Raw genomic sequence first — 12,324 nt, 5'->3', positions numbered from 1 at the left:
CCTCCTCGATAGCCCGCCTGCGACCCTAACGTCCCTGCCCTGACTGTCCGTGCCGCATGGCACCATCGGAGCCGGTCGAGGTTTCCGCCACCGGGGAGATGCGCGTGTTCTGGTTCTTGCTGCTCACGATGGTCGTGGTCGTCACGGCGGTCACCCTCGCGGTGGTCGGCGGTGGCGGGAGCGCCGTGCTCCAGGACGTGGAGCCCCAGCGGTTCACCGACCCCCTGCCCACGACCCGCCCGGTCGGCCGGGCGGACGTCGAGGCGCTGCGGCTGCCGATGGCCGCCCGCGGGTACCGGATGGCGGACGTCGACGAGGCGCTGTCCAGGCTCGGCGCGGAGCTGGCCGAGCGGGACGCCCGGATCGCGGAGCTGGAGTCCGCCCTGGCCGGGGCGCAGGCGTCCGCGGTGACGACCGGGGCCGACCTCTTCGAGCAGCCGGGGGACCGGCCGGCCGGGCCCGGCGACCGGCAGACCGGCGGACCGGCCCGCGGCGAGGACGACGGACGATGAGCGGCGGAGCCGTGCCGGCCCCCGACGGCGGGCTGCGCTGCCCCTGGGGCCTGTCCACCGAGGACTACCTCGCCTACCACGACACCGAGTGGGGCCGCCCGGTCCACGGGGACGACGCCCTCTTCGAGCGGCTCTGCCTGGAGGCGTTCCAGTCCGGGCTCTCCTGGCTGACGATCCTGCGCCGCCGCGAGACCTTCCGTACGGCCTTCGCCGGGTTCCGGATCGTGGAGGTCGCGAAGTTCACCGACGCGGACCGGGAGCGGCTCCTGGCCGACCCCGGCATCATCCGCAACCGGGCCAAGGTCGACGCCACCCTCGCCAACGCCCGGGTGCTCGCCGACTGGCCGGCCGGGGAGCTGGACGAGCTGATCTGGTCCTACGCCCCCGACCCGGCCGGCCGGCCCGCCCCGCGCGGGCTGGGCGACGTCCCCGCCGTCACCCCGGAGTCCACCGCCCTCGCCAAGGACCTGAAGAAGCGCTCGATCCGCTTCGTCGGCCCGACCACCGCCTACGCCCTGATGCAGGCGTGCGGCCTCGTCGACGACCACCTCGCGGACTGCGTGGCCCGGGGCGGCGGCTCCCCCGCCGGGTGAGCGGCTACTTCCCCAGGTAGACCGGCTTCTCCTTCGCCAGGAACGCCTCCACCGCGATGGTGTGGTCCTGCGACGCGCCCGCCCGGGTCTGGAGTTCGTCCTCCTTCTCCAGCGTCTCGGCGAGCGTGTGCCCGGCGCCGTACGCCATGGACTCCTTCAGCGCGGCGTACGCCACCGTGGGACCGTCGGCCAGCGCCCGGGCCACCGCCGCGGCCTCCTCGGCCAGCTCGTCCGCCGGGACCACACGGTTGACCAGGCCCAGCTCCAGGGCGTCCTGGGCGGAGATCGAGCGCGGGAAGAACAGCAGATCGGCGGCGCGGCTCGGCCCGATCAGCCGCGGCAGCGTCCAGGAGACGCCCGAGTCGGCGGTCAGGGCGACGCCCGCGAACGAGGTGTTGAACGAGGCCGTCTCGGCGACCACCCGGTAGTCGGCCGCCAGCGCGAAACCGAACCCGGCCCCTGCCGCGACGCCGTTCACCCCGGCGACGACGGGCTTGGCCATCTCCGTGATGGCCCGCACGATCGGGTTGTAGTGCTCCTGCACCGTGCTCAGCGCGTTCCCGCTGCCCGACGCGCGGGTCGCCGTCAGCGTGGCGACATGCTCCTTGAGGTCCTGACCGACGCAGAAGGCGCGCCCGGTGGCCGTGAGCAGAACCGCCCGTACGGCGGGGTCCGCGGCCGCCGCCCGCAGGGAGTCCCGGAGGGCGACCTTCGCCGCGGTGTTCATGGCGTTCATCGCCTCGGGTCGGTTGATCGTGATCGTCGCGAGACCCTCGCTGACGTCGTACAGCACGGTGTTCGCCTGCTCGTCGGCCATTGCTGTCCATCCCCTCACTGCTCGGGCATCGTTGCCACTGGAGGCAAGCATGGCCGACGCGGCGCGGGGCGTAGATGTGACCTGCGTCTAACAATTGGCTCTCACCTGGCGGCCCGGGGCGGCGCAGTATCGCAGCCGGATCGCCGAATTGGGGGGTTTTGGGGGAGCGCGTTGCGTAAGCGATGCAGAGCGATGTTGGTCATCGGGGTCCCTGATGCGGGATAATGGCGAAGAAGCAATGTGTTCGATGCCGGTGAGGCAGCGCCTGTCATGGGGCCGCCGGTTGCGATGAGCTGGTTTCAGGAAGGGGAACGAGCATGGCGGCCATGAAGCCGCGGACGGGCGACGGCCCGCTCGAGGTGACAAAGGAGGGGCGGGGCATCGTCATGCGCGTTCCGCTCGAAGGCGGCGGTCGGCTTGTTGTCGAGCTGACTCCGGACGAGGCCGATGCCCTCGGCGACGCGCTGAAGAAGGTCGTCGGCTGACGCGGAACGCCCATCACCTTCACCACTGCCCGGAACGGATCTCCGTACCGGGCAGTGGTGCGTTCACAGGCGTCGCTGCGGGTACGGTCTCAGCCGCGCCGGACCGCGCAGAGGAGCCCGTCGCCGACCGGCAGCAGCGTCGGCATCAGCTCCTGGCTCTCGCGCACCGCACGCAGCAGCTCCCGCAGCCGCAGCACCTCGGCGGGCTGCGCGGCGGAGTCGACGGTGCGGCCGTCGGCGAAGACGCCCTCGAAGCAGACCAGCCCGCCGGGGCGCAGCAGGCGCAACGATTCAGCGAGGCAGTCGAGGCTCTCCAGCCGGTCGCCGTCGCAGAAGACGAGGTCGTAACCGCCGTCCGCGAGCCGGGGCAGCACGTCCAGCGCGCGGCCGGGGATGAAGCGGGACCGGTTGGGGGCGAAGCCCGCCTCGCGGAACGCCTCGCGGGCGAACTGCTGGCGCTCGGGCTCCGGGTCCACCGTGGTCAGCACGCCGTCGGGGCGCATCCCGTGCAGCAGATAGATGCCGGACACGCCCGTGCCCGTGCCGATTTCCGCCACCGCTTTGGCATCCGCGGCGCCGGCCAGCAGGCGCAGCGCGGCGCCGGTGCCCGGTGACACCGAGCGGAGCCCCAGCTCACGGGCCCGTTCCCGGGCCCGGTGCAGGGCTTCGTCCTCGGCGACAAAGGCGTCGGCGAACGCCCAGCTCGTCTGCCGGTTGGCGGTAATGACCCTCTCCTGTCCCCGTAGTTGGCGCAACGGTGACTGTATCCGCTGGACCCGGGAACCCGCAGATGGGACCGGGCGTTGTGCAAGGAGTGGGGAAAGCGCAGCCCCCCGGCCCGCGGATCGGACCGGTGAGCGTGTGCGAAGTCCCGGGTGAACCCCGGCCCCAGCAGGGAAAGAGGCTTATCCGGAGCTAACGGGCGAGGTGGCTATGGTAGGGGCTCCACTGGACACCACCAGAGCCGATAGGGGAGGTGCGGCTGCGCCTGTGGATCGGGGCGGGGTGCTGCGGCGCCTTCTCAGGTCGGCCGGTGAGCCGAAATCCGTGACCAACATTGCTGACCGTTCTTCCGAAAACTCCGCACCGACCGCGACCTTCGCCTCCGATGCGGACCAGGCGTGGACCCCGCCCTCATGGGAAGAGATCGTCAGCACGCACAGCGGTCGCGTGTACCGCCTTGCCTACCGGCTGACGGGTAACCAGCACGACGCCGAGGACCTCACGCAGGAGGTCTTCGTCAGAGTCTTCCGCTCGCTGTCGACGTACACGCCCGGCACGTTCGAGGGCTGGCTGCACCGCATCACCACCAATCTCTTCCTGGACATGGTCCGGCGCAAGCAGCGGATCCGCTTCGACTCGCTCGGCGACGACGCGGCCGAGCGGCTGCCCAGCCGCGAGCCGTCCCCGCAGCAGGTCTTCAACGACACCCACTTCGACGCCGACGTGCAGCAGGCGCTGGACACCCTCGCGCCCGAGTTCCGCGCCGCCGTCGTCCTCTGCGACATCGAGGGCCTCAGCTACGAGGAGATCGCCGCCACCCTGGGCGTGAAGCTCGGTACCGTGCGCAGCCGCATCCACCGCGGCCGCTCGCACCTGCGCAAGGCGCTCAAGCACCGTTCGCCCGAAGCCCGCGCCGAGCAGCGCTCCCTGGCGGACGCGGTCCTGGCAGGGGAGGGCGGAACGGCGTGAGCGGCACAGGTCCGACCGGTCCCACCCCCGCCGAAGCGCATCTGGGGGACCGGCTCGCCGCGCTGGTCGACGGCGAGCTGAATCACGACGCCCGCGAGCGGGTGCTGGCCCACCTGGCGACCTGCGCCCGGTGCAAGGTCGAGGCCGACGCCCAGCGCCGCCTCAAGAGCGCCTTCGCCATGTCCGCCGCACCCTCGCCCTCCGAGGGGTTCCTGGCCCGCCTGCAGGGCCTTCCCGGGGGTCCTGGCGGCGACGACACCGGTGCCGGGAGGCCGTTCGGCTCCGGTGGGCCGTTCGCCGACGAGTTCTTCCCGCCGCCGGGGTCGTCCGGCTCCACCCGCCGGGACTCCGCCGCATCCCCCTCCCCGCTGGACGACTTCGGGTACTTCCCCGCGGCCCACGGCTCCGCCGCGGTCCTCCCCGGCGGCTCCCGCTCCGCCTTCCGCATCCACGAGATGGCCCGGGACGCCGAGCGCTCGCCGTGGCGCGGCAGGCGCTTCGCCTTCGCCGCGGCCGGCGCCGTCTCCCTGGCGGCCATCGCGCTCGGCGGCACCCTGCCGCTGGACTCCGGCCCGGAGCCGCTCCTGCGCGCCGAGGGCAGTGGCAACAGCGTGACGCCGCTCGACGCGGCGACCCGCGCCGGGGGCTCCGAAGCGGCGGTCAGCCGCCGCGGCGGCGCCCAGTCGGTGGGCGGTGACCGCCTGGCCGTCAACCGGTCGGCGGCCGATGTGTCCTTGACCGGCGCGCACCGGCCCTCGCCCACGCTCACCCCATCCCCGGCATCCGCCGCTCCCACGGTGAAGCCGCCTCTGTCCCCGCGGCCGCAGACGACGGCCCCGCCGCTGTTCTCCACCTCGGCGCTGGGCGGACACCCCTTCACGTCTCCCGTGCTGAACGTGTCCGTGCCGCCGCTGATACGTCCGGCCGGTGGCTCCACGCCGCTGCTCGCGGCCGTGCTGGGCAGCGGCTCGACGACGAAGGCGCTCACCCCGCCGGTGTCCTCGGGGCCGGGGCAGCCCGCGCCGACCAACGACCTGTCGAGCCCGCTCTCCCCCCGGCGCTGACGGGAAGCAGGCCGATCCCCGGCCGGACCCGGACGGGGCCCTGGCCGAACCACGACGGGACCCCTGCGCGGGGATTCGCAAACCTGGTTGAATCCGGGGAGGGACGCCTCTGTGGGGCGTGCAGAGGCCAGTTGCGGGGAGATCATGGACGACGGTAGGCCCACCGGGCCGCAGGCGAAGTGGTGGAGCCGCCCCGCGACGGGGCGGCCCGGCCGCGACGAGCCGGAGAGCCGGGACGGCGGCGAGGGCGACGCCCCGTCGGCGCGGCCCGACAGCCCCGGCCCGACCGATACCGCCGCGCCCGCGCACAGCCCCGCGCCCCCAGCCGGCCAGGAGCCGCGCCTCTCCCGCCCGTCCGGGCCGCCGCTGCACGAGCCCGACGCGTACAGCACCCCGCCCTACGGGGGCCCCGGACCGTGGGCGCCCGCGCCACCGGTCCAGCGGCCGACCCCGGCCCACGGAACCCCCGTACCCCCGCACGCCGCGCCCCTGCCGCCGCAGCCGTCCCCGGTGCCCCCGCAGGCCACCCCCGTACCCTCGCAGCGGCTCCAGTACGACCCCTGGGGCGCGCCGGGGCAGCCGTTGACCCAGGTCGGACCGCCGGCCGGCACCGAGCCGGGCCGCCGGAGGAACCGCCGCGGCGGCGCCTTCGCCGGAATGCTGCTGCTGGCCCTGGTCGCCAGCGGCATCGGCGGCGGCGTCGGGGCGTACGTCGAGCGCACCGGCGGCCTGACCACCGTCGAGCTGCCCCAGGCGAGCGCTGACAACGGCGACCGTGCCCCCGAGAGCGTCGCGGGCATCGCCGCCAGCGCCCTGCCCAGCGTGGTCACGCTGCACGTCAGCGGGACCGCCGAGTCCGGCACCGGCACCGGCTTCGTCCTCGACGGCCGGGGCCACATCCTCACCAACAACCACGTCGTCGCCCCGGCCGGATCCAGCGGCGACATCACCGTGACGTTCAGCAGCGGTGAGACGGCCGCCGCCGAACTCGTCGGAGGGGACAGCGGCTACGACCTCGCCGTCGTCCGGGTCCGAGGGGTCTCCGGCCTCAAGCCCCTGCCGCTCGGCAACTCGGACAACGTCCGGGTGGGCGACCCGGTGGTGGCCATCGGCGCCCCCTTCGACCTGTCCAACACGGTCACCTCCGGCATCATCAGCGCCAAGCAGCGCCCGATCACCGCGGGCGGCGAGAAGGGCGACGGCAGCGACATCAGCTACGTCGACGCCCTCCAGACCGACGCCCCGATCAACCCCGGCAACTCCGGCGGCCCGCTGGTCGACACCCAGGCCCGCGTCATCGGGATCAACAGCGCCATCCGCGCCGCCGACAACGGCAAGGGGACCGAGCGCGGCGGCCAGTCCGGCTCCATCGGCCTCGGCTTCGCGATACCGATCAACCAGGGCAAGCGCGTCGCCGAGGAGCTGATCAACACGGGCCGGGCCACCCACCCCGTGATCGGCGTCACGCTCGACATGAAGTTCACCGGCGACGGCGCCAAGGTCGGCGAGAAGGGCCCCGAGGACGGCCCCGCCGTCACCAAGGGCGGCCCGGCCGCCAAGGCGGGTATCAGGTCCGGCGACGTGATCACCGAGGTCCAGGGCCAGCGTGTGCACAGCGGGGAGGAGCTGATCGTGAAGATCCGCGCCCACCGTCCTGGCGACCGGCTGGAACTGCGGCTGACCCGAGGTGGCAAGGAGCTGTCCGTCACGTTGACGCTCGGCTCGGCGAGCGGCACGTGAGCGACACGGCAAGGTACCGCCCGGACAGGTCGGCCAGGTACCGTTGACGGGTCCGGGCACCCGTCCCACCTGGCCGGGACGGGCGGAGAAGCCGGGACCAGGCGGAGAACACGAGGAGCAGCTAGGTGTTCAATGACATAGGCGCACTGGAGCTGCTGACGCTCGGGGTGCTGGCCGTGCTGGTCTTCGGCCCCGAGAAGCTGCCCAAGCTCATCCAGGACGTCACGCGCACCATCCGCAAGATCCGTGAGTTCTCGGACAGCGCCAAGGAAGACATCCGTACGGAGCTCGGCCCGCAGTTCAAGGACTTCGAGTTCGAGGACCTCAACCCCAAGACGTTCGTCCGCAAGCAGCTGATGGACGGCAACGACGACCTGGGGCTGAAGGAGATCCGCGAGAGCTTCGATCTGCGCAAGGAGATCGCCGACGTCACCGACGCGGTCAACGGGCGCACGCCGGCGCCCGATTCCGCCGACAGTGCGGCGAACGGGTCGGCGGGGGCATCGGGCACCGCCACCTCGCCCAGCCTCACCAAGACCGGCGACACCACCCCTGACCTGCTGAAGAAGACCCCGCAGCAGGCGCAGCCCGAGCGTCCGCCCTTCGACGCGGACGCCACCTGACGCCAGGTCAATCCCGACTCGTCCGGACGGTATGGCTATTCTCCATCTGTCCGGTTGCGAGGACGCCCATGCCCGCGGGGGGCGGGCCGCTCCGGATCAGGACTGATCGAGGAGGCGGCCGCTCAGATGGAGACGACGAGTCGGGTGGATACGGACGGTGCCCCTGGCACGGTCACGGCGCAGGAGGTACCGGCGGCCCGGCGGCGTACCGTCGACGGCTACCTGGAGGCCTCTTTCCCCTGGTACGGGCTGGACGAGGCCTTCACAGGGCCGCGCTGGCTGATGCAGGTCGGCACGGCGGCGGACGGCACCGTGCAGCACGGCTCCACCGGGCACGGCGACGAGCCCTCGGTGAAGACGGACGGCTCCGCCGCCGAGAAGGAACGGTTCGCGGCCGTCATCACGGTCGCCGCCAGCCCCGTCAGACGCAGCGGTGACGGCACAGGGGTCCTGGACGCCACCACGGTCTCCTCGGCCGCCTGGCTGGCCGGCTCGGGCCTGCTGGCGTACACGTGGCCGCCGCTGATGGACCACACCCTGCGCGACGACTGGCTCGACCAGCAGACCGAGACGGCGTTCACCCTCGCCGACGACCTCGGCTCCGCGCCCTGGTCGACGCTCTCCCTGCCGGTGGACGGGGTCCCGGTGGAGTTCCACTACCGGGAGTCCGAGTTCGGCTGGGTGCTGGCCGGGTCCGCGCACGAGGGCGTGCACATCGGGGCGTACGGGCGGGGGATGAGCGCGTACGGGCTGGGGTTCGCGGTGATCAAGGACATCACCACGTACGAGTGAGCCCGAGGCGTGCGGACGGGCTGGCGGAACCAGCCCGTCCGGCGCTTGAGGACGAAGGGGTCAGAACTTGTTGCGCGGGGTGATCCCCAGCGACATGCCCGACAGGCCGCGCTGGCGGCCCCCCAGCTTCTCCGCGATCGAGCGCAGCGCCTTGCCGGCCGGGGAGTCCGGGTCCGACAGGACCACCGGCTTGCCCTCGTCGCCGCCCTCGCGCAGCCGTACGTCGATCGGGATCGAGCCCAGCACGGGCACCTCGGCGCCGACCGTCCGGGTCAGGCCCTCGGCGACCCGGGCGCCGCCGCCCGAGCCGAAGACGTCGACCATCTCGTCGCAGTGCGGACACGGCATGCCCGACATGTTCTCCACGACGCCGACGATCTTCTGATGGGTCTGTACGGCGATGGAACCGGCCCGCTCGGCCACCTCGGCCGCCGCCTGCTGCGGGGTCGTGACGACCAGGATTTCCGCGTTCGGCACGAGCTGCGCCACGGAGATCGCGATGTCACCGGTGCCCGGCGGCAGGTCCAGGAGCAGGACGTCCAGGTCGCCCCAGTACACATCGGCGAGGAACTGCTGGAGCGCCCGGTGCAGCATCGGGCCGCGCCACACCACGGGCGCGTTGCCCGGGGTGAACATGCCGATGGAGATGACCTTCACGCCGTGCGCGGACGGCGGCATGATCATGTTCTCGACCTGGGTGGGCTTGCCGTCCGCGCCGAGCATCCGGGGCACGCTGTGCCCGTAGATGTCCGCGTCCACGACGCCCACCTTCAGGCCGTCGGCCGCCATCGCCGCCGCGAGGTTCACCGTCACCGAGGACTTGCCGACGCCGCCCTTGCCGGAGGCGACCGCGTACACGCGGGTCAGCGAGCCGGGCTTGGCGAAGGGCACCTCCCGCTCGGCGGTGCCGCCGCGCAGCGAGCTCGCCAGCTCCTTGCGCTGCTCGTCGCTCATGACGTCGAGGGTGACCTCCACGCGGGAGACACCCTCCACACGGGAGACCGCCTCCGTCACGTTCCTGGTGATCGTCTCGCGCATAGGACAGCCGGAGACCGTGAGATACACCGTGACAGCGACTACACCGTCAGGATCGATCTCGACCGATTTCACCATGCCCAGCTCGGTGATCGGGCGGTGGATCTCCGGGTCGTTCACTGTCGCCAGTGCTTCAAGCACCGCGTCTTCCGTAGCCATACCGACGATGTTACGGCGCCGGGCCCTACGGGCGGGTAGCCCGTCAGCGGTCGCCTTCGTCACTCTCGGACGTGAGGAGGATCCGGCGGTCCTCCATGTCCCTCACCACGTCCTGCAGTTCCGAGCGGATCCAGTCCCGGGTGGCGACCTCGCCCAGGCCCATCCGCAGCGCCGCGATCTCCCGGCTGAGGTACTCGGTGTCGGCGATGGAGCGCTCGTTCTGCTTGCGGTCCTGCTCGTGGGTGACCCGGTCCCGGTCGTCCTGCCGGTTCTGGGCCAGCAGGATCAGCGGGGCCGCGTACGAGGCCTGGAGCGAGAGCATCAGGGTCAGGAAGATGAACGGGTACTCGTCCCAGCGCAGATCCTTGGGCGCGTAGATGTTCCACAGCACCCAGACGATGATGATCAGCGTCATCCAGACGATGAACCGTCCGGTCCCCAGGAACCGGGCGATCCGCTCGGAGAACCGGCCGAACGCCTCCGGGTCGTACTCCGGCAGCAGCCGCCGCCGCGGCGACTTCGGCTGGTCGAGCCGGGTACGCGGCGGGCGCATCAGGCCCGAGGCGCCCGTGGAGGCGGCCTTCGTCCGTTCCTCACGTTCGGCCAAGGCGGATGCCCCCCTCGCCGTGGAAGTCGGTCTCGCGCCAGTCGTCGGGCAGCAGGTGGTCCAGGACGTCGTCCACGGTCACCGCGCCCAGCAGGGACCCGCTCTCGTCCACCACGGGTGCGGAGACCAGGTTGTACGCGGCCAGATAGCTGGTCACGGTCGGCAGCGGGGTGTCCGGGGGCAGCGGCACCAGGTCGCTGTCGACGATGGAGCTGACCAGCGTGAACGGCGGATCGCGCAGCAGCCGCTGGAAGTGCACGGTGCCCAGGTACTTGCCGGTCGGCGTCTCGTCGGGCGGGCGGCACACGTACACCTGTGCGGCGAGCGCAGGCGACAGGTCCGACTGACGGACCCGGGCGAGCGCGTCGGCCACCGTGGCGTCCGGGCGCAGCACGATCGGCTCGGTCGTCATCAGACCACCCGCCGTCCGCTCCTCGTACGCCATGAGGCGGCGCACATCGGCGGCGTCGTCCGGCCGCATCAGGGTCAGCAGCCGCTCCTTGTCCTCCTCGGGCAGCTCCGAGAGCAGGTCGGCCGCGTCGTCCGGGTCCATCGCCTCCAGGACGTCGGCGGCCCGCTCCTCCTTGAGCTTGCCGAGGATCTCCACCTGGTCGTCCTCGGGCAGCTCCTCCAGGACGTCGGCGAGCCGGTCGTCGTCGAGCGCCGCGGCCACCTCGACCCGGCGCTTGGGGGAGAGGTGGTGCAGGGCGTTGGCCACATCGGCGGGGCGCAGCCGCTCGAAGGTGGCGACCAAATTCTCGGCGCCCTGCCCGTGCTCCTCCAGCGAGAAGCCGCTGACCGCCGACCACTCCACCGTCAACGTCTCGCCCTTGCGGCGCAGCGCCCCGCCGCGCCCCTTGCGGACGAAGTACTTGTCGATCTCCCAGTCCCGGCGGGCGGGCAGCTGCTGGATCGCCACGTCCAGGACGGTGACCTCCTCGTCGGTCTCCACCAGCTGCACGCGCCGGTCGAGGAACTCGCCGAGGACGAGCCGTTCGGTGGGCCGCTGTTCGAAGCGCCGCATGTTGACCACGCCGGTCGTGATGACCTGGCCGGACTCGACGCCCGTCACCCGGGTCATCGGCAGGAAGATCCGCCGTCGGCTGACCACCTCGACGACCAGACCCAGGATGCGCGGCGGCCGTCCGCCGATCCGCAACATCGCCACCAGGTCGCGGACCCGGCCGACCTGGTCCCCGTTCGGGTCGAACACGGGCACCCCGGACAGGTGCGAGACGAAGACCCTGGGTGCTCCTGCCGCCATGCTCCGCCTCCTTCTCGAACAGCCGTACTCCGTGATCAGGCTAGCCCCTGCCGTGGTGGCGCGCCCCGGCGGACCCGTGCGTACGGCTGGCTGCCGGACGGCGCCCGGAGCCCGGGTACGCTGCGCTCTGCCCCCCGATCGCAGTTGAGAGGCAGTACGCCCGTGACGTCTTTTGCCCCGGCCGTCCGGAATCATCGCCGGACCGCGCTCGCCGTCGTGCTCTGCGGCGGGCTCGTCGCGGCCCTCACCGCCTGCGCGGGCGAGGACCCGGACAAGGGGACCAACGGGATCGGGAAACTCTCGGCCGAGCAGATCGACACGAAGAGCAGAGCGGCTGCCGACAGCGCGGGCGGGGTACGGCTGGCGGGCACCCTGGTCAGCAAGGGCGGCACCTACATGCTGAACATGAAGCTCAGCGACAAGGGCGGCATGGGGTCGGTCTCCTCCAAGAAGCGCAGCTTCGTGCTCCTGCGGATCGAGGACGAGCTCTTCATCAAGGCCGACGCCGACTTCTGGCTGCACGAGGAGGACGGCAAGGCGGGCCGCTCCGACCAGGAGGCCGCCGAGAAGCTCGGCGGCAAGTACGTGAAGGTCCCCGAGGACGACCCCAGCTACCGCCAGCTGCGCGGCTTCACAGACAAGAAGGTCCTCCTGGACGGCCTGCTGACGCTGCACGGCACCCTGAACAAGGGGGCCCGGGACACCGTCACCGGACACCGCACCATCCAGCTCCTGGGCGGCAAGGGCGAGGGCGGGGCGCTCGACGTCTCGCTGGAGGGCAAGCCGTACCCGGTACGGGTGGCCCGCGGCGGCGGCGGGGGCACCGTCACCCTGGCCGACTGGGGGCGCACCGTCCCGCTGGAGGCCCCGGAGGACGACGACACCGTCGACTACGGCGGCAAGCTCCCCAAGTCCTCCGGCTGAGCGGCCCCTCAGCCCTT

At 72.3% G+C, this 12,324-nt stretch carries 14 protein-coding genes; 9 read left to right on the top strand and 5 right to left on the bottom strand.

Going from position 1 to position 12,324, the window contains the following annotated elements:
• Positions 1 to 56: 56 nt before the first annotated feature.
• Both AMK21_RS16750 and AMK21_RS16745 read left to right on the top strand, forming a co-directional pair.
• Positions 57 to 512 carry a cell division protein DivIVA gene (locus AMK21_RS16750; protein WP_073878633.1) on the top strand — a complete coding sequence of 152 codons (456 nt, stop codon included), beginning with the start codon at positions 57 to 59 and terminating at the stop codon, positions 510 to 512.
• A complete protein-coding gene (locus tag AMK21_RS16745) occupies positions 509 to 1,105 on the top strand; it encodes a DNA-3-methyladenine glycosylase I (RefSeq protein ID WP_073878631.1) in 597 nt (198 codons plus the stop codon). Before AMK21_RS16750 ends, AMK21_RS16745 begins: the two co-directional genes overlap by 4 nt.
• 4 nt (positions 1,106 to 1,109) lie before the next feature.
• Here the strand turns inward: AMK21_RS16745 and AMK21_RS16740 are convergent, their stop codons facing one another.
• A complete protein-coding gene (locus AMK21_RS16740) occupies positions 1,110 to 1,922 on the bottom strand; it encodes an enoyl-CoA hydratase/isomerase family protein (RefSeq protein ID WP_073878629.1) in 813 nt (270 codons plus the stop codon).
• Positions 1,923 to 2,239: 317 nt separating this feature from the next.
• Between AMK21_RS16740 and AMK21_RS16735 the strand changes: the two genes are divergently transcribed.
• The gene (locus tag AMK21_RS16735) at positions 2,240 to 2,407 is read left to right on the top strand and encodes a DUF3117 domain-containing protein (protein ID WP_003966491.1); all 168 of its coding nucleotides are present in this window, start codon (positions 2,240 to 2,242) and stop codon (positions 2,405 to 2,407) included.
• 89 nt (positions 2,408 to 2,496) lie between these two features.
• Here AMK21_RS16735 and AMK21_RS16730 read toward each other — a convergent pair whose 3' ends face one another.
• On the bottom strand, positions 2,497 to 3,162 hold the full coding sequence (locus tag AMK21_RS16730) for an O-methyltransferase (RefSeq protein ID WP_073878627.1): 666 nt from the start codon (positions 3,160 to 3,162) through the stop codon (positions 2,497 to 2,499).
• Positions 3,163 to 3,340: 178 nt separating this feature from the next.
• Between AMK21_RS16730 and sigE the strand changes: the two genes are divergently transcribed.
• The 5 genes from sigE to AMK21_RS16705 all read left to right on the top strand — a co-directional run bounded on the left by sigE (position 3,341) and on the right by AMK21_RS16705 (position 8,318).
• Entirely contained in the window at positions 3,341 to 4,099 is a 759-nt protein-coding gene (gene sigE, locus AMK21_RS16725) for an RNA polymerase sigma factor SigE (protein ID WP_179115456.1), read from the top strand.
• Positions 4,096 to 5,163, top strand: coding sequence for an anti-sigma factor family protein (locus AMK21_RS16720; RefSeq protein WP_073878625.1), 1,068 nt, complete (start codon positions 4,096 to 4,098; stop codon positions 5,161 to 5,163). The genes sigE and AMK21_RS16720 overlap by 4 nt, the downstream gene beginning before the upstream one ends.
• 144 nt (positions 5,164 to 5,307) lie before the next feature.
• Positions 5,308 to 6,903: a S1C family serine protease gene (locus AMK21_RS16715; protein ID WP_073878623.1), complete on the top strand. Its 1,596-nt coding sequence runs from the start codon at positions 5,308 to 5,310 to the stop codon at positions 6,901 to 6,903.
• 125 nt (positions 6,904 to 7,028) lie between these two features.
• Positions 7,029 to 7,526 carry a sec-independent translocase gene (locus AMK21_RS16710; RefSeq protein WP_073878622.1) on the top strand — a complete coding sequence of 166 codons (498 nt, stop codon included), beginning with the start codon at positions 7,029 to 7,031 and terminating at the stop codon, positions 7,524 to 7,526.
• Between the two features lie 126 nt (positions 7,527 to 7,652).
• Complete coding sequence (locus AMK21_RS16705) at positions 7,653 to 8,318, top strand: hypothetical protein (RefSeq protein ID WP_073878620.1); 666 nt, start codon at positions 7,653 to 7,655, stop codon at positions 8,316 to 8,318.
• Between the two features lie 60 nt (positions 8,319 to 8,378).
• On the opposite strand, the gene AMK21_RS16700 is transcribed toward AMK21_RS16705, so the two are convergent.
• From AMK21_RS16700 to AMK21_RS16690, 3 genes are read right to left on the bottom strand one after another with little or no spacing between them, the layout of a single operon-like run.
• Entirely contained in the window at positions 8,379 to 9,512 is a 1,134-nt protein-coding gene (locus AMK21_RS16700; RefSeq protein ID WP_073878618.1) for an Mrp/NBP35 family ATP-binding protein, read from the bottom strand.
• 43 nt (positions 9,513 to 9,555) lie between these two features.
• Positions 9,556 to 10,065 carry a DUF1003 domain-containing protein gene (locus AMK21_RS16695; protein WP_073879184.1) on the bottom strand — a complete coding sequence of 170 codons (510 nt, stop codon included), beginning with the start codon at positions 10,063 to 10,065 and terminating at the stop codon, positions 9,556 to 9,558.
• A gap of 40 nt (positions 10,066 to 10,105) precedes the next feature.
• A complete protein-coding gene (locus AMK21_RS16690) occupies positions 10,106 to 11,383 on the bottom strand; it encodes a magnesium transporter MgtE N-terminal domain-containing protein (RefSeq protein ID WP_073878616.1) in 1,278 nt (425 codons plus the stop codon).
• A 162-nt stretch (positions 11,384 to 11,545) separates the two neighbouring features.
• Here AMK21_RS16690 and AMK21_RS16685 point away from each other — a divergent pair, with 162 nt between their 5' ends.
• Positions 11,546 to 12,307, top strand: coding sequence for a hypothetical protein (locus AMK21_RS16685; RefSeq protein WP_073878614.1), 762 nt, complete (start codon positions 11,546 to 11,548; stop codon positions 12,305 to 12,307).
• Positions 12,308 to 12,324: the final 17 nt, after the last annotated feature.

This window comes from Streptomyces sp. CB00316, from assembly GCF_001905595.1.
Classification (GTDB): Bacteria; Actinomycetota; Actinomycetes; order Streptomycetales; family Streptomycetaceae; genus Streptomyces.
The sequence above is the reverse complement of the archived record's forward strand: the minus strand, read 5'-3'. Positions and strand labels throughout refer to the sequence as shown.

Bases quoted from the DNA above. Each gene is read 5' to 3' on its own strand.
- AMK21_RS16750 (WP_073878633.1), top strand. From the start codon at position 57: ATGGCACCATCGGAGCCGGTCGAGGTTTCCGCCACCGGGGAGATGCGC.
- AMK21_RS16745 (WP_073878631.1), top strand. From the start codon at position 509: ATGAGCGGCGGAGCCGTGCCGGCCCCCGACGGCGGGCTGCGCTGCCCC.
- AMK21_RS16740 (WP_073878629.1), bottom strand. From the start codon at position 1,922: ATGGCCGACGAGCAGGCGAACACCGTGCTGTACGACGTCAGCGAGGGT.
- AMK21_RS16735 (WP_003966491.1), top strand. From the start codon at position 2,240: ATGGCGGCCATGAAGCCGCGGACGGGCGACGGCCCGCTCGAGGTGACA.
- sigE (WP_179115456.1), top strand. From the start codon at position 3,341: ATGGTAGGGGCTCCACTGGACACCACCAGAGCCGATAGGGGAGGTGCG.
- AMK21_RS16715 (WP_073878623.1), top strand. From the start codon at position 5,308: ATGGACGACGGTAGGCCCACCGGGCCGCAGGCGAAGTGGTGGAGCCGC.
- AMK21_RS16705 (WP_073878620.1), top strand. From the start codon at position 7,653: ATGGAGACGACGAGTCGGGTGGATACGGACGGTGCCCCTGGCACGGTC.
- AMK21_RS16700 (WP_073878618.1), bottom strand. From the start codon at position 9,512: ATGGCTACGGAAGACGCGGTGCTTGAAGCACTGGCGACAGTGAACGAC.
- AMK21_RS16695 (WP_073879184.1), bottom strand. From the start codon at position 10,065: ATGCGCCCGCCGCGTACCCGGCTCGACCAGCCGAAGTCGCCGCGGCGG.
- AMK21_RS16690 (WP_073878616.1), bottom strand. From the start codon at position 11,383: ATGGCGGCAGGAGCACCCAGGGTCTTCGTCTCGCACCTGTCCGGGGTG.